We start from the raw sequence: 25,124 nt of genomic DNA, 5'->3' as shown, positions 1-25,124 counted from the left end.
GAATCAAAAGGCCACCGAAAGGTGGCCTTTTTTGTTTGTTCTCGGTCTAGCGTAATTGGTCATATTAATATCAACGACGGATCACATTTGTGGTTCATTATCCGTATCATTCTTGAACTTAATCACACTTTTCGGTAGCATTCGCCAACTCAAGTTTTCGACACCATTCTACTGCTGCTCTTTTATTACTACGGTTTACACTAAGTACCTTGAATGTATTTTCATCACTTAGTGGTTAATGCAAATACGAATATGTGTCGGGATAAACTCATCTCAACGAGAACTTAAAGACAAACATGTTCGAATTCCCGCAATTTTCTAAGCACTCTATTAAAAATGACGTGCTATCAGGTTTGACGGTTGCCCTGGCACTTGTCCCTGAAGCCGTAGCATTTGCATTCGTTGCTGGTGTAGACCCAATGGTTGGTCTGTACGCAGCATTCATCGTTGGCCTTATCACCTCAATCTTTGGTGGTCGCCCAGGCATGATCTCTGGTGCTACAGGCGCAATGGCTGTAGTAATGGTCTCTCTTGTTGCAAGCCACGGTGTTCAGTACTTATTTGCTGCCATTATGTTGGCCGGTATTCTGCAAATTGCTGCCGGTTTATTTAAATTGGGCAAATTCATTCGAATCGTTCCACACCCTGTAATGATTGGTTTTGTTAACGGCCTAGCGATTGTTATCTTCCTCGCGCAATTAGGACAATTCAAGGCTCCAGACATGAATGGCGTGCTGACTTGGCTTCCACAAGATCAAATGATGTTAATGCTAGGTTTGGTTGCGCTGACCATGGCGATCATCTACTTCTTGCCGAAAATTACAACAGCAGTGCCATCTTCACTTGTTGCTATCGTAACCGTGACTGCACTAGTTGTTGGGTTAGATCTAGAGACACGTACAGTTGTCGACTTCCTACGTTCTATGTCAGGTAATGAAGCCGCTACACTAGCAGGCTCTTTGCCAACCTTCTCTATTCCATCAGTGCCATTTACGCTAGAGACTCTGCAAATCATCTTGCCTTATGCAGTGATCCTTGCGGCCATCGGCCTAATTGAATCTTTGCTAACGCTGACCGTTTTAGACGAAATGACGAATACTCGTGGCCAATCTAACCGTGAATGTATCGGTCAGGGTATGGCAAACATGACATGTTCTGTATTCGGCGCGATGGGTGGTTGTGCAATGATTGGGCAGTCAATGATCAACGTAAACTCCGGTGGCCGTGGCCGTCTGTCTGGCATCGTAGCGGCTGTAGCTCTGCTGATATTCATTTTGTTTGCGTCATCGTTGATTGAAATGATTCCACTAGCAGCCCTAGTTGGTGTGATGTTCATGGTTGTGATTGGCACATTCGAATGGGCAACATTTAAGTTGGCTCGCCGTGTACCAAAGCAAGATTTCTTCGTTATCGTACTAGTAACCGTCGTTACAGTACTGACTGACCTTGCTGTTGCGGTCGCGGTTGGTGTAATCGCTTCAGCGCTGATGTTTGCATGGCAACATGCGAAGCACATTTACGCAGATACTTGCTTGAACGCAGAAGGCTCAAAAGAGTACAAAATTCACGGTCCAATTTTCTTTGGTTCAGCAGCAAACTTCCTCGAGCTGTTTAATGCGCCAGAAGATCCTAAAGATGTGATTGTCGATTTCGCAGACTCTCGCGTCACAGACCACTCGGCAATTGAGGCAATTGAAACGCTAGCAGAGCGCTACGCTTCCATCGGCAAAACGCTTCACCTTCGTCACCTAAGTCCGGATTGTCGCAAACTACTCGACAAAGCTGGCAGTCTAGTCGAAATCAACGTGAAAGAAGACCCTAGCTACAAAGTCGCAACCGACATTTTAGCTGGCTAATCTATGCGTAAAGGGATGAGCAATGCTCATCCCTTTTATTATTTATCTGATATCGTGATAATTACAGCTTCTGCAAAACCGCTACCGACGCCTCTTCGATTAAGTCCAATACCAACTCAAATCCATCATCTCCACCATAGTAAGGATCTGGGATCTCGTCATAACTCGAATTAGAGTGGCTTAAAAATAGCGAGACTTTATGACGATGTTCGGCAGGACAAATATCGAGTAAGTCAGCCAAGTTTGCTTTATCCGCAGCCAGTACCAAATCGAAGTATTCGAAATCTTGCACTGACACTTGGCGTGCTCGCATTCCTTTAAACGAATAGCCACGTTGTTTCCCTGCCGCCATGGCTCTTGAGTCTGGCGTGTTTCCGGTGTGATAGCCAATTGTCCCAGCCGAATCAATGTCGACATCGACACCTAACTCTTCCGCTTTAGATCTCAGAACGGCCTCACCGGTTGGTGAACGGCAAATATTTCCCATACAAACAACGAGTATTCTCTTCATTTTATTCCCTGAATTATCGATGGTTTTTCTTCACGATATGTTGGTCTATCATAGCGAGATAATTCAATGAACCCAAGCTACCGCGGGCAAAGCACGAAACGGACTTAAGGAAGTATTATGTCTATCGAAGAAAATAAAGAAGCACGCCATAAGGCACGCCAACAAAAAGTAAAAGAACAGGTAGACGCAAAAATTGCGGCCGCTCAAGAAGAGAAAGGTCTACTGCTGATCATTACTGGTAATGGTAAAGGTAAATCGACATCGGGCTTTGGCACGATTGCTCGCGCCGTCGGTCACGGCCTTAAGTGTTCAGTGGCTCAATTTATCAAAGGTACTTGGGACAACGGCGAGCGCAACTTGCTAGAAAAATTGGGAGTAGAATTCCAAGTTATGGCGACTGGTTTTACTTGGGAGACGCAGAACAAAACCGCCGATACCGAAGCAGCGCAACTGGTCTGGAAAGAATGTAAGCGTATGCTGCAAGACGACTCTATTGATGTCATCTTATTCGATGAGCTAACTTACATGGTGAGTTACGGTTACATCGATTTGGACGAAGTGGTCGAAGCGTTAAACAATCGCCCAAAAATGCAGTCGGTTGTGATTACTGGTCGTGGTGCACATCGCACACTAATTGAAATGGCCGATACCGTTTCTGAAGTGAAGAATGTAAAGCACGCATTTGAATCTGGCGTAAAAGCGCTGAAAGGCGTCGACTGGTAGAGCTTGCAGCACAATGAAAAAAAGGGTTGGCACAATGCCAACCCTTTCACTTTCAACACGTGGTTAGTTGAAAAGATTCTTCAACAGACCATCGACCGCTTCTTTGGTTTTCTCATCTTTAATTTTGTCCGTTAGCTTCTCTACGCCACGGTCAATTTCTTTCTGAGCTTTCTGTTTAAGAACATCATCGAATACGAGTTTGAATTTAGGGTCCGCCCACTTACCAGACACATTGATTGGAATCGTGATGTCCTTCAGCTCATCGATGTTTTTACCACCTTGGCCTTCTAGCGTACCCACAATTGAAGTACTGATAGTAAAGTCGACCGTCTCATTGATGTAGTTTGCACTGCCTTTACCACGCACACGTAGTAACGGTGATTGAGCATGCAAGTTGTCCGTTGATACCACACCTTTGTTTAGTTTCAACGTCGCGGTCATCGCACTGAAGTCTGTTTTCTTCACTTCGTTGGTACTTTCAACTTTTTGCCCTTTGAATCGCGCGTAGTTTTCACGAATCAATTGAGCAACGTTGATGCCATTTACCGCACCATCAGCAAAGTTAATCGCTACAGTACCAGCAAGGTTCTGTTTGATACCTGTCGGCGTCAAACTGCTACCTTGGACATTCACGTCGATGTTACCCGTACCTTCTAGCTTGTCGTTGTTAGCAACATCAATCAGTAGCGGTTGAACTTTCACACCTTTGATTGATTTTTTCACGCTGTAAGTCGCTGGCGTCTTACGTGCATCTAGTCTTGCTGTTGCTGAAATTGTGCCTTGGTACAACTTCGAGCTAAATGATGTGAGGTCAAACACACCACGATTGACAGTGAAGCTCGCTTTTACCGCTTCCATTTTTGCGTTAGCCGCTTTGAACTTATCGATGGTGATATCACCTTTGACATCCAGCGCTTTCAGTGCTGAAAGATCCGGCTCAACTTCAGGCCCCGCGGATGCACTCTTACCACCAGATGCTGGCTTTTCGCTTGCTGGTGCTTGTGTATCCAAGCCTAAGAATTCATCTAAATCGATATTAGGGCTATGAAGGGCAAAACGTATTTTTGGAATGTCTCCCAATGTCACATCGGCTTTACCATCCAATGCAATCGCGTTTGCGGTTAACTTCTCTAGAATAAAGCTAAGGTGGCTTTTATTTAGGTCAAATGAAAGGTCAGAGACCATATCAACTTTCATTGGTGATTGTGGCAAAGCATCACCTTCAAAGCTTGATTTCAGCGTAAGCTTATTCAACAACACTTTGCTAATCGCTTGGTCAACCGTAAGCTGCCCACCGCCTTGCATGTCCAGCTTCATACCAGCAGCACTGCCTTTAAGCGCGTAGTTAAGATTGTTTACTTTATCGAATTCAAATGTATCTAAGCCAATTTTTGCCGATTCAATAGTGTTGTTTGGATCAGTGTACGTCGCATCAACATCGATGTTCTTCAACGCATAACTGGTAAGACCTTTCGCCAGTTTAAAGTCTGCCTTACCTTCTGCTGTAAACTTCTGGTCATTCATTTCGCCTTTCACACCAAAGTCAGCTGTCGTCCAGCTGTCAAAAGCAAATTCAGAAAGGTTCAACGATACATCATACAGCTTGGTGTAATTGCCGGCTTGCTTGTCTTGAATTTCTAGTGAGCCATTAGAAACCGTAACACCAGCCAGGTTGATACTCCAATCTGAGCCTTCAGACTGCGATTCGCCGCTTTGATCTGGTGCAGTATCATTCGGTTGCTCTGCTTGTTGAGTTTGCGCTTTCGTTAGAGCATCAATGTTCTTGCTGCCGTCTTTCTTCGTTTCAACGTAGAACTCCGCACCATCTAAAGTAATGTTACCGATTTCAAGTTGTTTGCTAAAAAGTGGTGTGACAGAAACATCAACACCGACAGTGTCGACTTTAAAAAGATTTGGCTGACTAAAACCTTGCGGGTTACGCAGTTCGGTTCTTCCCAATTCAAAACCAATTGATGGGAAGAATTGCCAACTGATATCCCCTTCAATCACTAATTCTAACCCTGTTTGTTTCTGAGCTTGCTCAACAATCAGTGGCTTAAATTGGTTTGGATTGACAAAAATAGTTAACGCTAAAATTGCAGCAACAAATACCACAACAGGTATCGCGAGAACTAAGAGCAGTTTCTTCATTTGTTTTTCCTTGCTCGTGTGTTTTTAAAATTATAAGCGCAGACTAGATTTACCGCCGAGAGTTCCACAAAAGCGTGAAAACCATCCGGTTTTGACATGCAACTGACTAATTTAAAAACAAAAAAAGAAGTGGCACCTAAAGTGCCACTTCTTATCATAAAAATAAAGCGATATAGCCGTCTAAAGACTTAAGCTTTCAAAAGTTTTGCAATGTGAGCTTTTAGTACATCGATCGCGATACGGTTCTTACCGCCACGAGGTACGATGATGTCCGCATATTGCTTAGAAGGTTCGATAAACTGCATGAACATCGGACGAACAGTTTGCTGATATTGCTTAAGAACGGATTCCATTGTACGGCCACGCTCTTCAACGTCACGCTTAACACGGCGAAGTAGGCAGATATCCAGAGGCGTATCCATAAATACAGTCGCGTGCATCAGGTCACGAAGACGAGGGTCAGTAAGAAGAAGGATACCTTCTAAAATGATTACCTTTTTAGGGGTCATTGTGGTGGTGTTACTTGTTCTTGTGTGCTCTGTGTAGCTGTACTCAGGCACTTCCACGGCCTCACCACGTACAAGCTTCTCTAGGTGCTCGCACAATAGGTCGTGGTCCAACGCACTCGGGTGATCGTAGTTCGTCTTTACTCGCTCTTCCATGCTTAGGTGGCTTTGGTCGTTGTAGTAGCAATCTTCCGTGATGACACCGATTTGATGATCGCCTACTTTCGCGCGAAGCTCATTGTAAATTGTGCTCGCGATCAGACTTTTTCCAGAAGCAGAAGCGCCAGCAATACCTACGATGACGCATTGATTATTATCAGACATTAGTTTGCACCCGATGATGATTTCTAGTCACATAAAAAGATAAACTGCCTGATTATAGGGAGTTCACCCCGTAGTTACTAGCTGGAATTAGAGTTTAGTCATAAGTTTCTGCCTGCCCAGAGGATTAACCTCCGGGCAAACGTTAAAATGTGCAACTTTCAACCACCAACCTCAGTTTACCATTGTAAAACTGATTGCATCTGGTTTCGCTTTGCCTTGCCAAAACATTGTGCTACACACTCGATCTGCAAGCTGTTTGTAGTAGCCTGAATGCTCACTGTCAGGTCGTCTCGCAACAGTTGGCACACCAGCATCAATGTCTTCTCGCATAGAAATATGCAACGGAATTTGGCCCAATAGCGCTAAGCCAAACTCTTGAGACATTTTCTCCGCGCCACCCATACCAAAGATGTGTTCAGTCGCGCCACATTGGCTACAAATGTGGTAACTCATATTTTCGACCACACCTACTACTGGCACATTGACTTTGTTAAACATTGCTGCACCTTTGCGCGCATCTGCCAACGCTAAATCTTGTGGCGTCGTCACCAAAACCGTGCCGGTAACAGGAATTTGTTGTGACAACGTCAACTGGATATCACCCGTGCCTGGTGGCATGTCTATCACTAGGTAATCCAGCTCTGGCCAATCGGTTTCATTCAATAGCTGAGCTAACGCTTTCGATGCCATAGGGCCACGCCAGATCGCTGCTTCAGATTTATTAACTAAATAGCCAATAGAATGAGTATAGATGCCGTGAGCAAAAATAGGCTCCATCCATTTGCCATCGCGAACTTCTGGTTTCGCATCTTCCTGGCCGAGCATCATCGGAACCGATGGACCGTATATATCGGCATCCAATAGGCCAACCTTCGCTCCCGACTGCGCGATAGCCAAGGCTAAGTTAACGGCTGTTGTGGATTTGCCCACCCCACCCTTTGCAGAGCTCACCGCAATGATATTCTTCACACCTTTCACCGCATTAGAAACCTGCGTTTCTAGTGCTTTTACGCCGAGTTCAATGCGAAACGGAAACGCGGCTACAGCTTTGGATGCTTGCTGTTGTTGAATCCATTCTTGCAATGTGCGCTGAAGCTCATTACTAGCAAATGGCAATGTAATCTTCACCTCACCTTGAGCGGTGATGGTGACAACGCCGTGAATATCGGCCCAGTTTTCCACTAACTGTGGATGTTGAAATTGATTAAACCAATGACAAAAATCTTGTTTTGAAGTGAACTGATGCATAAGTCCTCCTTTTGAGTACCATGCTACCACCGACCCGACATAACCAGAACCCTAAAAAAACTAAGGCATTCCGCGGTTTGACACCTTGGAGTTAGTGAGTTCATGGGGTAGTATTATCCATCAAAATTTTTTTATACCTATCAAGAAAAGCGAATATTAAGTATGGCAAACGATCCAAGACACCTTCCTTCAAGGAAACTGCTGGTAACTTGTGCCCTTCCGTACGCTAACGGTTCGATCCACCTTGGCCATATGCTTGAGCATATCCAAGCGGACATTTGGGTTCGTTACCAACGCCTACGCGGCAACACTGTAAACTTCATCTGTGCTGACGATGCTCACGGCACGCCAATCATGCTTAAAGCGCAACAGATGGGTATTACTCCAGAAGAGATGATTGCCGCTGTTAGCGAAGAGCACCAAAAAGACTTCGCTGGCTTTGATATCAGCTTTGATAACTACCACAGTACGCACTCAGAAGAGAACCGCGAACTGGCATCTCACATTTACCTAGAGCTAAAGAAAAATGGCTTTATCTCTAGCCGTACTATTTCTCAGCTTTTCGACCCTGAAAAAGAGATGTTCCTACCGGATCGTTTCGTAAAAGGTACATGTCCTAAGTGTAAGTCTGAAGATCAGTACGGTGATAACTGTGACAACTGTGGCGAGACTTACAGCCCGACAGAACTGATCAATCCTAAATCTGCAGTTTCTGGTGCGACGCCAGTAATGAAAGATTCTGAGCACTTTTTCTTTGACCTGCCTCAGTTTGAAAGCATGCTAAAAGAGTGGACTCGCTCTGGTTCTCTGCAATCAGAAACCGCGAACAAGATGCAAGAGTGGTTTGAATCTGGTCTGCAACAATGGGATATCTCGCGTGACGCACCTTACTTTGGCTTCGAAATCCCAGGCGAAAAAGACAAGTTCTTCTACGTATGGCTAGATGCACCTATTGGCTACATGGGCTCATTCAAAAACCTATGTAACAAACGTGACGATCTAGACTTCGATGAATACTGGAACAAAGACAGTAAAACTGAACTTTACCACTTCATCGGTAAAGACATCGTGTACTTCCACAGCTTATTCTGGCCTGCAATGCTTGAAGGTTCTGGCTTCCGTAAACCAAACAACGTGTTCGTACACGGCTACGTAACGGTAAACGGCGCGAAAATGTCTAAGTCGAAAGGTACATTCGTGAAAGCAAGCACGTACCTCGATCACCTAGACCCAGAATGTCTACGTTACTACTACGCAGCGAAACTAAACAGCCGTATTGACGATCTAGATCTTAACCTTGAAGACTTCACTCAGCGCGTTAACGCTGACGTAGTCAACAAGATCGTTAACCTAGCATCTCGTAACGCAGGCTTCATCGCTAAACGTTTCGAAGGCAAACTGTCTGACAGCTTCGCTGAACCAGAGCTTTACAACGAATTCGTGGCAGCGGCTGACCGTATCGCAGAGCTTTTTGAAGCTCGCGAATTTGGCCGTGCTATCCGTGAAATCACGGCACTTGCGGACAAAGCAAACCAATACGTTGACGAGAAAGCCCCTTGGGTTGTAGCGAAAGAAGAAGGCAAAGATCAGGAACTACAAGAAATCTGTTCTGTAGGTATCAACCTGTTCCGCGTACTAATGACTTACTTGAAACCAGTAATGCCAGCTCTTGCTGCACGTACTGAAGCATTCCTAAACCAAGAGCTAACTTGGGAAGGCATTGCTCAGCCACTCACTGGCCACGAAATCACTAAGTTCAAAGCGCTATTCAACCGTATCGATCCAAAGAACATCGAAGCGATGATCGAAGCATCGAAAGAAGACGCTGCAGCAGAAATGGCAGCGAAAGAGAAAGCAGAAGCGGCTAAAACAGAAACTGAGCTAAGCAAAGACCCAATCGCGGACGAGATTGAGTTTGATACTTTTGCTCAAGTGGATTTGCGCATCGCTCGCATCATCTCTTGTGAAGAAGTGCCTAAAGCAAACAAATTGCTTAAGTTCCAACTGGACATCGGTGGTGAAACTCGTCAAGTTTTCTCTGGCATCAAATCAGCCTACAAACCTGAAGAGCTAGAAGGCAAGCTAACCGTAATGGTAGCGAACCTAAAACCTCGTAAGATGAAATTCGGTATGTCTGAAGGCATGATCCTAGCGGCAGGCCCTGGTGGTAGCGACCTATGGATTCTTGAGCCACACGAAGGCGCTCAGCCTGGCATGCGTGTAATGTAATTCCCTTACGTTACGCTTGAAATGAGTTCAATCCCCGCCTCTCTCGGCGGGGATTTTTTTGATCAAATTCACATTATTGGGGAGCTTCTGCACCAATAACGCGCAAAACATTTAGGTTTAAATTTTAACCATTTGTTTTTAAAGTAATTTTAATTGGCATCAAAACTGCAAATTCCTTCTTGCTAGGTCCAAACACTAACAAGGAGTTGGTTATGTTTGTTTTGATTTCAACGTTATTATCCGTTGCCATATTAGCCGGCATTTACCACCTTTCCACAAAACGCGAACAGCAACATGCACGAAAGTATCAGTTGCTTACCCTACTTCGCGATGTCGTTAACTTGCTTAGACGTCATCGAGCAATCACACATTACTCCCTTCAATCCCAACAAAACTATGATCGAGAAATAGAAGAGATCCATCATGCTCTCAACAACAAGCTGCACCTTTTGTTGGAAACATCGCGCTTTGAAAATAAACCCATGTATCGTGTGTTACAGATAAAAGTCAGTAAGTTGCTCGAACAATGGCAGGAAAACAGCATCGCGAGAAATCAAATGGCGCACGGGAAGCTGATTCGACATTGTTTGTTTTTAATGGATGAAGTCACTATTGCGTGGCTAGCAGTTGAGCAACGAGATGAGTTGCATGATGAGTACCACATGAATTGGCAAACCATTATCGATAGCCTCGAAACCTTGACTCAACTTCGTATTAGCATTCAAGACTTAAACGAACAAGGAGGAAGCGTTCGAGTAAAGAACTACGCATCTGTAATGACACGTAAACTGAATCAGTTAGCGGTAATAGCACCGCTGACTATCGCAGCGCCGATCTCCGTACGTTCGACACAAGCGTTAAACGACTATGTCGAAGGAAAACACACAGGACTAACAGAAGAAGAACTTTATGGCATCACCTCAGATCTGTCACTGACGATTTTCAATACCTATGATCACGTGCTATCAGATATTGTCGAAACACTGTATTTGCCTTTGCCCAGACTCTCATTAGCCTGAAAGACTCATTTTTCGACATAATTGCATGAGGAACTAGATCAAAAGCCGTAAGTAACGAGCAATAAAAAACCGCAGGCATTGCCTGCGGTTTTTTCTAACTTTGCTCACTCAATGCTTAACTATCATCTTCAGTGAAGTTGGTTGGTAGTTGCTTTTTCATCTCGTTCCAGATTTGAGCACTTTCCATGCCGTAGTGGCGAATTACAACTGGCAATTGTTCACGCTGGCCCGTTTCACAAGTTTCTAGCAGTTGACGGTAGAATCTTAGCGCCAAATCACGTGAGGCCGGGTTAGAGAAGTAGTAACTGCCAACTCGGTCATACAGCTTCTTCAAGCCATTGAAAATCAAACCGTAGATTTGGTTACCAGAGTGGAATGCTAAGCGTTGGAACAACATGTAATCGTAAAAGTTAAATGTTTTCGCGATCAAGATTTCCTGACGCTTTGCTTCATCTTTTTCGTTGTCTTCTTTAACGCTTTGAAGCACCTTATCCGCATACGGAGAAGAGGCAATGAAATCATCCCAAGACGATGCATTCACAAGCGCTTCACAAGACTCAATTACGTTCTTGATTGTACGCTCAGAGTTTTCTTTGTTCGCCTTGAATGCATAACGCATAAAGATAGGGCTGATGTTGGTACGTGCCGCAAGCAAATCTTCTACAATATTTGTTGCATTATCGACGTCTAGCGTCATCAACGTATCCAAGATATGCAGACCAGATGTCTCCATAAATTGGTTAACTTTTGTTGGTTTACCGTGTTGGATAGTCAACCATCCATCACGTGCTAGTCGTTGAAGAACCTCTCGTAAAGTCGTTCGAGTAACACCAATCAGTTCGGACAGCTCGCGCTCAGCAGGTAAAATTGAGCCTGGAGGAAAACGGCCGTTCCAAATGCTCTCGATAATATATTTTTCTGCGAATCCCGCAGGGCTTTTCGCCTTAATGACCATTCTACTTTTTATCCAATATTGATTTCTGAGGGTCGATACTACTCATCATACCACTACTTAACGATTTGAGAAAATTTACGATCAATTATTGAAACGATCCCTCAATATAGAGTTAATACTCTACACGTTCGCTGAATTTAGGATACTTAGTGAAGCAGTTCAAAGCCGTAAAATTTGTATTTTATAAAAAAGAAACCGAACACAAATAGAGAAAAAATAACGACAAGTACGTCACATTTTTATGTTCATAATATGCAAAATAAATTTGTATTCTCTGGTTAATATTCCTTTTTAATTGATCTTTTCTCGTCACTTGGCGTCATTTAAAATCCAAGGGGATTTTTTCAAGCTTTCCATGATATAGTAACGCCGTTTTGATCGCGTTATTACACTTAAAAAGTAGTTTTAGTCGGAAGCATTACGTTTTGTTATTGACTAATAAAAGCCGGAGTGTAGAGTTTGCGATCGAAAGTGAGCGGTGCTTGAGTTCAGGGGAAGTAACTTGGCAAAACTACAATAAAACAAAGGATTGTTGTTTTACTAAGTTATTGTTTTAAAAGACTAGTTAATAAGTCTAACAAACAGATACTTGAGCGCTAATTGTAGTGTCTATTCATAATATTGTTATAAAGAGAATTATCATGCCGATATCGCTCGGAAACGCTTTTATCAAGAATTTCCTTGGTAAAGCGCCTGATTGGTACAAAGTTGCCATTATAGCCTTCCTTATTATTAACCCGATTGTTTTCTTCCTAATAAATCCATTTGTTGCTGGGTGGCTGCTTGTCGCGGAATTTATTTTCACGCTTGCAATGGCTTTAAAATGCTACCCATTACAACCTGGTGGTTTACTTGCAATTGAAGCTATTGCTATTGGCATGACCAGCCCAGCGCAAGTAAAACATGAGTTGGTTGCGAATATAGAAGTATTACTACTTTTAGTATTCATGGTTGCGGGTATCTACTTCATGAAACAGCTTCTGCTGTTCATCTTCACCAAAATCCTGCTTGGTATTCGTTCAAAAACTCTGCTTTCGCTTGCATTCTGTTTCGCAGCCGCGTTTTTGTCAGCATTCTTAGATGCGTTGACAGTAATCGCTGTTGTCATCAGCGTAGCAGTTGGTTTCTACTCGATTTACCACAAAGTTGCTTCAGGTAACCCAATTGGCGATCACGACCATACTCAAGACGACACCATCACAGAACTGACTCGTGATGACCTTGAAAACTATCGTGCATTCCTACGTTCGCTGCTTATGCACGCTGGTGTGGGTACCGCTCTGGGCGGCGTAACAACGATGGTTGGTGAACCTCAAAACCTTATCATTGCAGACCAAGCGGGTTGGTTATTTGGTGAATTCCTAATCCGTATGTCTCCTGTGACGTTACCAGTATTTATCTGTGGCCTTATTACCTGTGCATTGGTTGAGAAGCTAAAAGTATTTGGTTACGGCGCACAACTGCCTGATAACGTACGTAAAATCCTTGTGGACTTTGACCGCGAAGAACGTAAGACACGTACAAACCAAGACGTCGCAAAACTGTGGGTACAAGGTATTATCGCCGTTTGGCTGATTGTCGCGTTAGCGCTTCACTTAGCAGCCGTTGGCCTGATTGGTCTGTCTGTCATTATCCTAGCAACGTCATTTACTGGCGTCATTGAAGAGCACTCAATGGGCAAAGCATTTGAAGAGGCTCTGCCTTTCACAGCCCTACTCGCGGTTTTCTTCTCGATCGTTGCAGTAATCATTGACCAAGAGCTATTCAAACCTGTTATTGACGCCGTCTTAGCCGTTGAAGACAAAGGCACACAGCTTGCCCTCTTCTACGTTGCGAACGGTTTGTTATCGATGGTTTCGGACAACGTATTCGTAGGTACGGTATACATCAACGAAGTAAAATCAGCCCTTATGGAAGGCTTGATCACGCGTGAACAGTTCGACCTGCTAGCAGTTGCAATCAACACTGGTACAAACTTACCTTCTGTTGCAACGCCAAACGGTCAAGCCGCTTTCCTATTCCTACTAACGTCTGCGCTAGCACCGTTAATTCGTCTGTCTTACGGTCGAATGGTAGTGATGGCATTGCCATACACTGTCGTTTTGGCGATTGTAGGTCTGATGGGCATCATGTTCTTCCTAGAGCCAGCAACAGCGTCTTTCTACGATGCGGGCTGGATTGCACCTCATACCGGTGATCTGACTCCAGTTGTGTCTGGCGGACACTAAAATTTGAGTTGATTAGGAAACTTATACACGATAAAAAGCTCTGAGTATTCAGAGCTTTTTTCTATTTCAGACAGGATTGAAACCGTGACTATTTTTTCATCACTTAACCAGTTTTCGAAGGGACGCTTATCGTGGTTGCTTCTTCTTTTGTTCATCATATTTTTTGAAGCCTGCGCACTCTACTTCCAACACGTAATGATGCTTGCCCCGTGCGTAATGTGTATTTATGAGCGTGTGGCAATGATGGGTATTGGCGGTGCAGCTATCATCGGACTTATCGCACCGAACAACGCACTATTCCGCTGGTTAGGGCTTATTGGTTGGGGATTAAGCTCGTACAAAGGATTGATGCTTGCAATGCAGCATGTTGATTACCAGTTCAATCCATCACCATTTGCAACTTGTGATCTTTTTGTCACCTTCCCAAGTTGGGCTCCGTTAAACCAATGGGTTCCTTGGATGTTTGAAGCGTATGGCGATTGTTCAAAAATTGTTTGGCAGTTCTTCGACTTATCGATGCCACAATGGTTGGTAGTTATCTTCGCTGGTAACTTGGTTGCTTTGGCGTTGATCGTGATTGCACAGTTCTTTCCGGTGAAACGTAAGAATCCAATTCGTTAAGGCGTATAAAAATATAGATGAGAAAAAGCCGACCTTAGGGTCGGCTTTTTATTGGGTTCGATTCAGTAACTCGCTTTTATAGTGTTACTTACCACAACATTGCTTGAACTTTTTACCGCTCTCACAAGGGCATGGATCGTTACGCCCCACATTTTTAAATGGGTTTAAGCTTTGAGATTTATTGCCAACCATTAGTTCATCTGCACCCAATGCGACTTCAACTAACATCAAATCAAGTTGATCAACAAGGTCTATTAACGCTGGCGGCGTTTCAATGCCCGCGTCACGCATATGTTGCTGAGTAGACTCTTCATCAATGGCTAGCATCATTGTGGTAAGCAGCGCTTGCAACATACGTTGTAAACCATCATTTAACTCAACCTCTTGCCACTGCTCTTCAATCAAAGGCCAAACCGACATGAAACCTTCAGCAAAATCGGCTAACTGCTCAGGATCTTTTTCAGTTAGCTCTAGAGCTGAATACTCATTACGTAAAATACGGTTATGTTGCTTGTGAATTTGCTCTTCGACCGCTGGCTGAATCGATTTAAAACCTTCACCAAATAACGGCTCAAGCCAGGCCTCTGGCGCCAAAGGTTTTGTGGTTAGGTTTGCGGCAAGTACCGCACCTTCAATAAATAGCGAAGATTCATCAAGTTGAACTTCACCTTTTTCAATCAAAGTGTATTGCATGACATCTGGTTTCCCATGAATTTGGCGGCATTATACTCCAATACAAGTGAGATGCCAGTTGGCACCAGCGCCGAGTCTTTTAATGACAAACTTAGCCGACATCGCTACAATCGCCCTCCTTTTTATCACCAAACTGTATTAGGCAAACTATGCGAGTTGTATTAGGCCCAATGGAAGGCGTTTTAGACCATTTGATGCGCCAAATCCTGACCGAAATAAACGACTATGATCTGTGTGTGACGGAGTTCGTTCGAGTGATCGATCAAGTCCTGCCAGACCATGTCTTTCATCGCTTATGTCCGGAGCTTATGCAAGGCTCTCAGACCACTTCTGGTGTGCCTGTACATGTTCAACTACTAGGCCAAGAGCCTCACTGGATGGCGGAAAACGCAATCCGAGCAGCAGAGCTTGGCGCGCGCGGCATCGACCTAAATTTTGGTTGCCCAGCAAAAATGGTCAACAAAAGCAAAGGAGGTGCGGCGCTATTGCAGCATCCTGAGTTGATTCATAGCGTGGTAAAAGCATGCCGTGACGCAGTGCCTGCGAATATCCCTGTATCCGCAAAAATTCGTCTGGGCTGGGAAAACCCTGAAGACTGTTTTGAAATCGTGGATGCGATTCAATCTGCGGGAGCGAATGAACTGACCGTTCACGCTCGTACTAAGCAAGGCGGTTATAAAGCATCTGAAATCAAGTGGGAATACATCAATAAAATTCGCGAGCGATTCTCCATCCCTTTGATTGCCAATGGTGAAATCTGGAATTTCGAAGATGGTCAACGCTGCATTGAAACCACTGGTGTCGACTCTCTGATGGTGTGCCGTGGCGCGTTCAACATTCCTAACCTAGGTAACATGGTAAAACACAACCACACGCCAATGGTTTGGTCTGATGTGGTCGACCTGCTGATCTACTACTCAAAGTTTGAAATGAAGGGTGATAAAGGTTTGTACTATCCAAACCGCGTGAAGCAATGGTTCGCTTACCTGCGCCAATCTTACCCAGAAGCTAACGAATTATTCCGCGAAATCCGAACATTTAATAAAGCAGCACCGATTGTTGAGCACATCCAGCGCTACCGCGATGAACTCCAATCGCGTCAAAGCCAAGTGGCTTAAGCACTCCAAATGCACGAATTGTGCATGATGGTTGAACGACAAGTACAAAAAAGGGCGATATTATCGCCCTTTTAGCTATTTGTCAGACTGCTTTTTAGCAAGCGCGCCTCGAACTAATAACAAATCTTGTTCTTTCCGGTACTTTTCGCTTCATAGAGCTTCTCATCAGCCGCCTTGAACAGTTCATCAAAGCTTTCCGCTTTGCTTGCAGAGCTAAAGACCACACCACCCGATACGGTAAATCCATTCTTCGTAACTCGTCGTGATCGTTCATCAATCGCTTTTTTGACTCGTTCGAGAATGTGCTTCATCCCTTCAATATCTTCATCGTATATCGCGAGAATAAACTCTTCGCCACCAAAGCGAGATGCGACGTCACTGTGACGAATGTTGTCTCGGATGCACTTCGCGACCAGTTGAATCGCAGAGTCACCTACATCATGGCCGTAAGTGTCATTGATAGTCTTAAAGTTATCGATATCAAACACAGCCAATGCCACGTTCTTCTTCGTCATTTTATTACGCCAAACGGCCTGCATTCCTCTGCGGTTGAGCAACCCTGTCATTGGGTCTCTTGCAGCAAGATCTTTAAAGTAGCGACGTTCGGTGTGCATGTTCACATAAAACAGTACTACGGTACTCAATACGTAAATAAAGACCGCGACCATGATGCTGTACTTTTCAAAGAACGTTAAATTCTTAATCTCGCTCCATAAGTTATATTCGTAATAAATACTGTGATTGGCACTCAAGCGCTCTTTTTCAATGGGCTGAATCCGCACGGCATCTTCAGGAATCGTTTGAAAATTGGAAACTAAGTGCAGCTTCCCGACAAGGTTTTCAGAAGTCGTGAGCAGCGCATCGACATCAAAATCAATCGAGAGCACCCCTTGGTGGACACCTTTTTCGTAAATTGGCACTGTTAAACTGATGATTTGCCCTTCCATGGAATCAAGCGTCGGCCCAGGCCCAGCCAATGTAATGTTGACCTTATCTTGCGCGGTTTTTTGCCAGAATGGCCTCGCCTTTAACGTTGACCAAAGCTCTTTAGTAAAATTCTTAGCGTACTTATCGGGCGACGAAATCACATAACCACGTTTATCGATGTAATGGATACCAACAATGTGGGATTCAATATCATGAAGGAAGGACAAAGAAGGGGCAAAGCCTGCTTTTTGCTCTGCAAGTTTGTTGATTTTCGTCCCTGCCTGACACAAGCTTTTTTCGCCGACGATCATGTAATCAACATCAACCGCTGGCAGGCCATCGCTGTAAACGTTCTCCAATAGCAAAACATCAATCGGCCATATATAGCAGATGTCGCCTTTCACAATAGAGTTATGCTCTTCAGAAAGAGGGTTCGCGAAGTTTGAATAGTTGGTAAAGCTGTAGTCCAGTGCAGTTAAGACTTTGATACCACGAGTTAACGCTCTATCGATACGCGAATATTCAGTATCAATATAACGATTGACTGCATCGTAGTAGTTTTTTGTAGTAACGAGCATTACCACAATGAATAGAACTAAAGGAAAGAAAACAACAAATGAGAGGCTAAATCGCCTTTGGTTAACCATTGAGTACCATTGTTTAAGTGTTCGCCTCTCATATGCATCGGCTTAAAGAGGCTGTTTATAGTTATTAATGAACATATTCACAAATTTTAATAAATATAGAATGCGGTGTCACTTCACTTGCCACAAATTGATACTTAATGCTGCCATATTGACAGAAACATGACCTTCATAATCAATTATTTCACACTTATCTAATAATTGATGCAAGTGTTTCGCATTCAAGCCTAACTGCCACAATGGTAGGTCAATCGTGCTTTCTTGTAGACCAATATTGACTGCAACAATGATCGTCTCTTCACCAAGCTGTCTTGCATAAGCAAATGCCCTTTCGTCACAATAAAGCCATTGCATGCTGCCAGATTGTAGGGCTTTGAACTGTTTACGAATTTCAATCCACTGTTGGTACAGATGGAGCCAAGGAGAACCCTGAACTAAATGCCAAGGGAAACAACGTCTGTTATCTGGGTCAAAGCTTCCCTCAAGACCGACTTCACTACCATAATAAATGCATGGTGCGCCGACATAAGTCATGAGTAAGGCCAACGCGATTTGCATTTTTTTCTCATCCCCATTCACCAAGGTGAGAAAACGCGCCGTGTCATGGCTATCGAGTTGATTGAGTTGTGAGAGCTGATTGGCAAAAGGAACTTTTGCTCTGGCTTCATCCAACCACGCTTTGAACTCAAAACCATCTATATCGATTGGGTCGTACGTGATGTCTTGATGCGCAATAAACGCTCGAACAGGGTGGGCAAAACCGTAGTAGTTCATCGCGCCGTCTTCTTGCTCCCCTTGCAGCCATTGAGTCGCCTCAAAAAAATGCTCACCTAACACATAAGCATTCGGATTAACGGATTTGGTCGCTTGGCGAAATGCTTTCACGTAGTGAGCGTTGTTTTTCGCCCCCTCCCCTTCACCTAGCATATGAATGACATCAAAACGCCAGCCATCCACGGAATATGGCGGCTTCAGCCAATGTTTGATAACCGATGCCTCACCTTGGTAGATATATTCTCTGACTTCGTGATTCTCAAAATTCAATACCGGCAGATTGTCGATTCCTTTCCAGCCAATGTAGTGATTACTCTCCCCATCAAAAAAGTAATAGTCGCGAAAATCGGATTGAGGATTCCCGTATGCGCCTTTACCTTTCTGCTGAATATCAAACCAAGGGTGATGCACAGAAGTATGGTTAAAGACCGCATCCAATACGATCTTCATGTTTTTGCTGCGGATTTTTTCGCACAATGACGCAAAATGCTCGTTGGTGCTGAGCATAGGATCAACCGTGAAATAATCCGTGGTGTCGTACTTATGGTTACTTGGCGAGGAAAAAATCGGATTGAAGTACAGTGCGGTCACACCCAATTGTTCAAGGTATCCAAGCTTTTGCTCAACGCCTTTTAGATCACCACCGAAGAACTCACGTGCCCCAGAGTTTTGGTGATTCCCTACTGGTTCTCCCCACGTTTTAATCACAGCATCAGGATCGTACTCGCAGTACGCTTCACGAATCGCAGACTCACTTTGACTCGCGGCAAAACGATCAGGAAAAATCTGATAGAAAACTTGTTCTTGAACCCACCTTGGCGGTTGATGGTTTACATTCAATTTGAAATGAAATTCTTTGGGCGGAATACGTTTTTGCACGCCACGTGCGTCTAGCCAATATTGCTGACCGTTTCTAACGACTTTAAATACATAGTGGGTGATGTCTCGATCTCTATTCGGCTCGAACGATACTTCCCACAGCAGCAACTCTCCAGCTCTGCCGCATTGCACCATGGCGACAAGGTATTCTTCGTTGTCTGGCTCAATACGCACATAAACAGCATCAAATGTTAACGCTTCTGTTTTTAGACAGGCCTTCACGCGTTTACCATCGAAGGCTAAACCATCAACCGTCTGGCTATGAAAGAGAAATGGCAAAGACATAATAAGCACTCTTTAATAGGTGGATATGCCACTATTTTATTAAAGAATGAGAGACAAAAAATCCTCCTTGGAAATTCGGTGCTTTACCTATTTTCTCCAGGAGGATCACACTTGGTAGGCGTAGTCTTGGCTCTAACTATGTCGAAGAAATGCGTAACGAATCAGACAGGCTATTTAATTGAGCAATAAACTGTCATCCGAAAGTTCTTCGCCTCGAACTTTAGAGAACATGTCTAGTAAATCAGGCACTTGCATATTGGCGCGCTGCTCTCCAGCGACATCCAGAACGATTTCCCCTTGGTGGAGCATGACGGTTCTATCACCACAAGCGAGCGCGTCTTTCATCGAGTGCGTTACCATCATCACCGTCAGATCAAACTCATTGACGATACGCTTGGTTAAATCGATGACAAAAGCCGCCATACGCGGGTCAAGCGCGGCCGTATGTTCATCAAGCAGCAATAACTTACTCTCCGATAACGTCGCCATCACCAGGCTCACGGCTTGTCGTTGTCCACCAGACAACAAACCAATACTGTCACCCAATCGGTCTTCCAAACCTAAACCCAAAATACTGATGCGTTCTTGGAACAACTTGCGACGTTTGGCAGACAGCGCCAGCCCCCAGCCACGTTTTTTACCTCTCATGTACGCTAGAGCCATGTTTTCTTCAATGGTTAGCTCACCACACGTTCCTGCTAACGGGTCCTGAAACACTCGTGCACATTGAGTAGCGCGCTGGGCAACCGTCTGCTTGGTGACGTCTTTGCCATCAATGATCACTTGACCACCAATCATTGGTGTCTCACCCGTCACCGCTCCGAGCAATGTCGATTTACCCGCACCGTTAGACCCGATTACGGTTAGAAATTGGTGCTCTGGTACTTCTAACGATACCCCTTTCAACGCGCGATTTTCCAAAATCGTACCAGGGTTGAACGTCACTTGGATGTTGTTGAGTTCAATCATAACGCCTCCCCAGAACCATTTTTAGATGCCGCTTGTTTCGCAGTCGTTACGCGTTGCTTGGCTTTCATACTTTGCTTGAGCTTAGGTGCAATGAGCGCTACCGCAACCAATACTGCGGTCACGAGATTGAGATCCGAGGCCTGAAGGCCAAACATGCCAGAACTCAACGCAAAAGCGACGGCTAGTCGATACAACACCGAGCCCAAAATAACGGCGCAAACGGCAACCCAAATTTTGCGACCGGGAATGAGTGTTTGGCCCAAAATAACCGCCGCTAAGCCGACCACGATGGTACCAACGCCTGATGTTACGTCAGCAAAACTGTTGGTTTGCGCAAATAGCGCACCAGCGAAGCCAACAAACCCGTTCGACAGCGCCAAACAAAAATAGGTGTAGAACCCTGTGCTTGCGCCTTGCGCAGACACCATTCGGCCATTCACACCCGTCGCTCGAAGGCCCAAGCCGAAATCGCTATTTAGCAATCGCACCACCAAAAAGGCAGAGATGAGAACCAGTACGCCTACGACTAACGGACGAATAAACATCGCATCGCCCATCGATTCAAAAGGAGTGAGAATGGTGTCTTCACCCAAAAGAGCCATATTGGGTTTGCCCATGATACGAATGTTGATAGAAAACGCGGCAATCATAGTGAGGATGGACGCTAAGAGATGCAAAATTCCACAGCGTACAGCGAGAAATGCGGTGACCCAGCCTGTCATGCCACCAGCAATAATCGCCATACCGGTTGCAATCCAAGGGTTGATGCCTGCAACGATAGCTGTCGCAGCAACCGCGGCTCCCATAGGGAAACTACCATCAACACTTAAGTCAGGAAAATCAAGAACACGAAACGTAAGATAGACGCCCAAAGCAACCAAGCCATAAATCAAGCCGATCTCAAGCGCGCCAAAAAAAGCAAATGCAGACATAACTGCTCCTTTCTGCATGTTCAGATCGCTAGCAGCGATCTGACGTTACAACTTTCAACTTAGGTCGAGGTAAAGAGAGCAATCCACTCAGAAAAAACTTGCTCTCATAAACTTACGATTTACGAGCCCATTTTTCATGCTGAGACAAATGGGCCTGAGAGAAAGAGTCCTTACCTCAAGATAAGTGATTTACTGCATGCTAGTCGCACGTTGAACAACAGAACTCGGCAGTTGGATGCCCAACTTAGAAGCGGCGCTCTCATTGATGACCAAATCCGAACCCGTTGCGACTTTTACATCCAACTTTCCTGGCTCTTGACCATCAAGTATGGCTGCTACGTAATCTGCCGTTTGCACACCGACTTGGTAGTAGTCAAAACCAAGGCCAGCAATCGCACCTTTTTCAACATAAGATGTTGCACCGCCAAAGACTGGCTTTTTCGCTTGGTTCGCCGCGACAATCATGCCTTCGATCGCACTCGCTACAGTGTTATCCGTAGGCGCGTAAAGGATGTCTGATTTTGCTGCGATGGCTTGCGTAGCAGATTGAACATCGGCACTTTTCAAAGCAGTGGCTTCCACCACTGTAATGCCTTTCGCCTCTGCACTTTCTTTTAGAAGATTAACCAGCGTCACCGCATTCGCCTCGCCAGGGTTGAAGACGACACCAATGCTTTTGACTTGAGGAAGGATTTCTTGAATGAGCTCCACGTGCTGAGCCACTGGAGACAGGTCTGATAAACCTGTTACGTTTTTGCCCGGCTGCTTCATCGATTTAACCAACTTGGCTCCTACCGGATCAGTCACCGCAGTAAACACAACAGGAATAGTACGAGTCGCAGAAACCAGTGCCTGCGCTGACGGCGTTGCAATACCGACTAGCACGTCTGGGCTCTCTCCCACGTATTGACGCGCAATTTGCACCGCAATTGCAGGGTTACCTTGTGCTGTTTTGTAGTCGAATTCTAGGTTTTTACCCTCTTCATAGCCTTTTGCTTTTAATCCATCTAGCAAACCTTGGCGAGTGGCATCCAAAGCTGGATGCTCAACGATCTGAGAAACCGCAACTGTTGCGGTATTAGCAAATACATGGGTGGAAGAAAGAATAGCAGTAGCGGATAGAACGGCAGTGGCTAATAAACGTTTCGTTTTCATCATAACTCCTTGATGTGTCTTCGTCCTTGTTTCACGAGCTTCAGCAATATGTGGATACTCATGAGATCAAATGTGAGAAGGCGTGATATTGTGTTTGCGTATCTGTGCACTTCTTGTGCATCTTATTTTTATTATTACTACTAAGTCTTAGTAAAGAAAAGAAACATTTAACACTAAGGCAACATTTGTGATCGCAAGATCGCATTCTATTACGCAACAATGTAATGCACTCAAACGTAGCTAGAGGATGGTTGCGGGCTAAAGGCTTAGCCCCACTGCGCATACTGCGCGATGAGGAAATAGACAAAACAAAAAATGGAGTGGCAATTACACACTCCATTTAAAAATTGTTGAACGCTAAAATGAGTTAGAACCAGCGCTCTAGTGAAGACTTATCAAGCTGGCGGAAAGCACGATTCAAAATTATTGCGAGCTCTTTATAACGAGGTCGCGCTTTAACTGGCTCTAAGGCAAAGCCTGTTTCCACGATTTTTTGATGAAGTTCGCGATACCAAGAAGCCAATGATGGCGGTAATTTGGTGTTTGAGCGAGCACCGAGCCACCAGATACCTTGCAAAGGCAAGCTGATAGCAAACAGGGCTACGACGATAGATTGAGGTAACGCGTTGTAATTGTTGAACGCCATTTGAGTGAGAACACTGATAGCAGCGACAGCTGGCATGACTTTAATGCCAAAACGAGTCGCTTTGATAATACGTTGCTCAGGAAATATGGCACCCAGCTCTTTACGAACTGGCCAGATCTCCATGTAACTTTGGCCATCTTTCAGGCTATGGATCAATCCGACTTTATTACTCATACCGCTCTCTCACTAAAAAATAGTTGAACATTTCAACTGAAGGTGCAAAAAATTGATGAAAGTTAATATTCTTTCAAATTTTTTTTGTTATCATTGCCTATTATCGCTATCCTTTGCAGACCCTCAATCTCATTGTTGCTGTTATTTACAATTTAAGCAACTCCGAGATATCTATCTGCACGGATCGCATCATAGTGATGGATGGGTTCATCACTATTTCTTTATATGGAATTAGAACGATTTTTGACCAAGATTAGTACGCAGCATTGCTGGTATCGGCTATTCTTGTGATTAATTTTTCATCCTTTAACTGATTTTGATCAGACGAATAACAGGTAGTCACACATGTCTAAGCTAGTTTTAGTTTTAAACTGCGGTAGTTCTTCTCTTAAATTTGCTGTTGTTGATGCCGAGAACGGCGAAGAGCATCTATCAGGTCTTGCTGAATGTCTTCACCTTCCTGAAGCACGTATCAAGTGGAAACTTGATGGCAAACACGAAGCTCAACTTGGTAACGGTGCAGCACACGAAGAAGCACTAGCGTTCATGGTAGAAACTATTCTTGCTTCTAAGCCAGAGCTTTCTGAGAACCTAGCTGCTATCGGTCACCGTGTAGTACACGGCGGCGAGCAATTCACTCAGTCTGCACTTATCACTGACGACGTACTAAAAGGTATCGAAGACTGTGCAACTCTAGCACCACTTCACAACCCTGCACACATCATCGGTATCAAAGCAGCTCAAAAATCTTTCCCAGCTCTTAAAAACGTTGCTGTGTTCGATACTGCTTTCCACCAAACAATGCCTGAAGAGTCTTACCTATACGCTCTTCCATACAACCTATACAAAGAGCACGGTATCCGTCGTTACGGCATGCACGGTACTTCACACCTATTCATCACTCGTGAAGTTGCAGGCCTACTAAACAAACCAGTTGAAGAAGTAAACATCATCAACTGTCACCTAGGTAACGGTGCTTCTGTATGTGCAGTTAAGAACGGTCAATCTGTAGATACTTCAATGGGTCTAACGCCACTTGAAGGTCTAGTAATGGGTACTCGTTGTGGTGACATCGACCCTGCGATCATCTTCCACCTACACGACACTCTTGGTTACTCAGTTGAGAAAATCAACACAATGCTAACTAAAGAGTCTGGCCTTCAAGGTCTAACTGAAGTGACTTCTGACTGTCGTTTCGTTGAAGACAACTACGGTGAGAAAGAAGAAGCAACTCGTGCAATGGACGTGTTCTGTCACCGTCTAGCTAAGTACGTTGCTGGTTACACAGCAACTCTAGATGGTCGTCTAGACGCAATCACTTTCACTGGCGGCATCGGCGAAAACTCTGCACCTATCCGTGAAATGGTTCTAAACCGTCTAGGTATCTTCGGTATCGAAGTAGACAGCGAAGCTAACCTTAAAGCTCGTTTCGGCGGCGAAGGCGTTATCACTACTGAAAACAGCCGTATCCCTGCAATGGTTATCTCTACTAACGAAGAGTTAGTTATTGCTGAAGACACTGCACGTCTAGCAGGTCTTTAATTGAATTTTCTGGCT

Annotated in this window: 20 protein-coding genes; 8 read left to right on the top strand and 12 right to left on the bottom strand. The window is 44.6% G+C overall.

Annotation, left to right across the window (positions count from 1 at the left end; translation table 11 throughout):
* Nucleotides 1-296: 296 nt before the first annotated feature.
* Complete coding sequence (locus tag UF05_RS09925) at nt 297-1,856, top strand: SulP family inorganic anion transporter (RefSeq protein ID WP_045545726.1); 1,560 nt, start codon at nt 297-299, stop codon at nt 1,854-1,856.
* Nucleotides 1,857-1,917: 61 nt separating this feature from the next.
* Here UF05_RS09925 and UF05_RS09920 read toward each other — a convergent pair whose 3' ends face one another.
* On the bottom strand, nt 1,918-2,367 hold the full coding sequence (locus UF05_RS09920) for a low molecular weight protein-tyrosine-phosphatase (RefSeq protein WP_025633273.1): 450 nt from the start codon (nt 2,365-2,367) through the stop codon (nt 1,918-1,920).
* Nucleotides 2,368-2,484: 117 nt separating this feature from the next.
* Here UF05_RS09920 and cobO point away from each other — a divergent pair, with 117 nt between their 5' ends.
* Nucleotides 2,485-3,090 (top strand): cob(I)yrinic acid a,c-diamide adenosyltransferase, encoded by a 606-nt coding sequence (gene cobO, locus UF05_RS09915; RefSeq protein ID WP_005461596.1) that lies wholly within the window; start codon nt 2,485-2,487, stop codon nt 3,088-3,090.
* Between the two features lie 63 nt (nt 3,091-3,153).
* Here the strand turns inward: cobO and UF05_RS09910 are convergent, their stop codons facing one another.
* From UF05_RS09910 to apbC, 3 genes are all read right to left on the bottom strand, one after another.
* Complete coding sequence (locus UF05_RS09910; RefSeq protein ID WP_045545725.1) at nt 3,154-5,241, bottom strand: AsmA family protein; 2,088 nt, start codon at nt 5,239-5,241, stop codon at nt 3,154-3,156.
* Nucleotides 5,242-5,429: 188 nt separating this feature from the next.
* Nucleotides 5,430-6,071: a uridine kinase gene (gene udk, locus UF05_RS09905; RefSeq protein WP_005461598.1), complete on the bottom strand. Its 642-nt coding sequence runs from the start codon at nt 6,069-6,071 to the stop codon at nt 5,430-5,432.
* A gap of 171 nt (nt 6,072-6,242) precedes the next feature.
* Nucleotides 6,243-7,319, bottom strand: a complete 1,077-nt coding sequence (apbC, locus tag UF05_RS09900; protein WP_045545724.1) for an iron-sulfur cluster carrier protein ApbC — start codon at nt 7,317-7,319, stop codon at nt 6,243-6,245.
* Nucleotides 7,320-7,481: 162 nt separating this feature from the next.
* On the opposite strand from apbC, the gene metG reads away from it, so the two are divergent.
* Nucleotides 7,482-9,548, top strand: coding sequence for a methionine--tRNA ligase (gene metG, locus UF05_RS09895; protein ID WP_029835280.1), 2,067 nt, complete (start codon nt 7,482-7,484; stop codon nt 9,546-9,548).
* A gap of 212 nt (nt 9,549-9,760) precedes the next feature.
* Nucleotides 9,761-10,567 (top strand): hypothetical protein, encoded by an 807-nt coding sequence (locus UF05_RS09890; RefSeq protein WP_045545723.1) that lies wholly within the window; start codon nt 9,761-9,763, stop codon nt 10,565-10,567.
* 115 nt (nt 10,568-10,682) lie between these two features.
* Here the strand turns inward: UF05_RS09890 and fadR are convergent, their stop codons facing one another.
* Entirely contained in the window at nt 10,683-11,522 is an 840-nt protein-coding gene (gene fadR / locus UF05_RS09885) for a fatty acid metabolism transcriptional regulator FadR (RefSeq protein ID WP_005461531.1), read from the bottom strand.
* Between the two features lie 641 nt (nt 11,523-12,163).
* On the opposite strand from fadR, the gene nhaB reads away from it, so the two are divergent.
* Both nhaB and dsbB read left to right on the top strand, forming a co-directional pair.
* The gene (gene nhaB, locus UF05_RS09880; protein WP_005494537.1) at nt 12,164-13,750 is read left to right on the top strand and encodes a Na(+)/H(+) antiporter NhaB; all 1,587 of its coding nucleotides are present in this window, start codon (nt 12,164-12,166) and stop codon (nt 13,748-13,750) included.
* An 84-nt stretch (nt 13,751-13,834) separates the two neighbouring features.
* The gene (dsbB, locus tag UF05_RS09875; RefSeq protein WP_017448352.1) at nt 13,835-14,371 is read left to right on the top strand and encodes a disulfide bond formation protein DsbB; all 537 of its coding nucleotides are present in this window, start codon (nt 13,835-13,837) and stop codon (nt 14,369-14,371) included.
* A gap of 84 nt (nt 14,372-14,455) precedes the next feature.
* Here the strand turns inward: dsbB and UF05_RS09870 are convergent, their stop codons facing one another.
* Nucleotides 14,456-15,064 carry an SEC-C metal-binding domain-containing protein gene (locus UF05_RS09870; protein WP_029803508.1) on the bottom strand — a complete coding sequence of 203 codons (609 nt, stop codon included), beginning with the start codon at nt 15,062-15,064 and terminating at the stop codon, nt 14,456-14,458.
* A gap of 149 nt (nt 15,065-15,213) precedes the next feature.
* Here UF05_RS09870 and dusC point away from each other — a divergent pair, with 149 nt between their 5' ends.
* Nucleotides 15,214-16,182, top strand: coding sequence for a tRNA dihydrouridine(16) synthase DusC (gene dusC, locus UF05_RS09865; RefSeq protein ID WP_005461533.1), 969 nt, complete (start codon nt 15,214-15,216; stop codon nt 16,180-16,182).
* Nucleotides 16,183-16,295: 113 nt separating this feature from the next.
* Here dusC and UF05_RS09860 read toward each other — a convergent pair whose 3' ends face one another.
* From UF05_RS09860 to yfbV, 6 genes are all read right to left on the bottom strand, one after another.
* Nucleotides 16,296-17,756, bottom strand: a complete 1,461-nt coding sequence (locus UF05_RS09860; RefSeq protein WP_020841040.1) for a sensor domain-containing diguanylate cyclase — start codon at nt 17,754-17,756, stop codon at nt 16,296-16,298.
* A gap of 108 nt (nt 17,757-17,864) precedes the next feature.
* Complete coding sequence (gene malZ, locus UF05_RS09855) at nt 17,865-19,691, bottom strand: maltodextrin glucosidase (RefSeq protein WP_045545722.1); 1,827 nt, start codon at nt 19,689-19,691, stop codon at nt 17,865-17,867.
* Between the two features lie 174 nt (nt 19,692-19,865).
* Nucleotides 19,866-20,660 (bottom strand): ABC transporter ATP-binding protein, encoded by a 795-nt coding sequence (locus tag UF05_RS09850; RefSeq protein ID WP_005482418.1) that lies wholly within the window; start codon nt 20,658-20,660, stop codon nt 19,866-19,868.
* Nucleotides 20,657-21,592 carry an ABC transporter permease gene (locus tag UF05_RS09845; RefSeq protein ID WP_005461508.1) on the bottom strand — a complete coding sequence of 312 codons (936 nt, stop codon included), beginning with the start codon at nt 21,590-21,592 and terminating at the stop codon, nt 20,657-20,659. Before UF05_RS09845 ends, UF05_RS09850 begins: the two co-directional genes overlap by 4 nt.
* A gap of 189 nt (nt 21,593-21,781) precedes the next feature.
* Nucleotides 21,782-22,747 carry an ABC transporter substrate-binding protein gene (locus UF05_RS09840; RefSeq protein WP_015297048.1) on the bottom strand — a complete coding sequence of 322 codons (966 nt, stop codon included), beginning with the start codon at nt 22,745-22,747 and terminating at the stop codon, nt 21,782-21,784.
* A 367-nt stretch (nt 22,748-23,114) separates the two neighbouring features.
* Nucleotides 23,115-23,567, bottom strand: coding sequence for a terminus macrodomain insulation protein YfbV (gene yfbV / locus UF05_RS09835; RefSeq protein ID WP_005461479.1), 453 nt, complete (start codon nt 23,565-23,567; stop codon nt 23,115-23,117).
* A gap of 345 nt (nt 23,568-23,912) precedes the next feature.
* Between yfbV and UF05_RS09830 the strand changes: the two genes are divergently transcribed.
* Nucleotides 23,913-25,109, top strand: coding sequence for an acetate kinase (locus UF05_RS09830; protein ID WP_005461478.1), 1,197 nt, complete (start codon nt 23,913-23,915; stop codon nt 25,107-25,109).
* The last annotated feature ends 15 nt before the right edge of the window (nt 25,110-25,124 follow it).

The organism is Vibrio sp. S457-15 (assembly GCF_000960545.1).
Taxonomy (GTDB): domain Bacteria; phylum Pseudomonadota; class Gammaproteobacteria; order Enterobacterales; family Vibrionaceae; genus Vibrio; species Vibrio parahaemolyticus.
The sequence above is the reverse complement of the archived record's forward strand: the minus strand, read 5'-3'. Positions and strand labels throughout refer to the sequence as shown.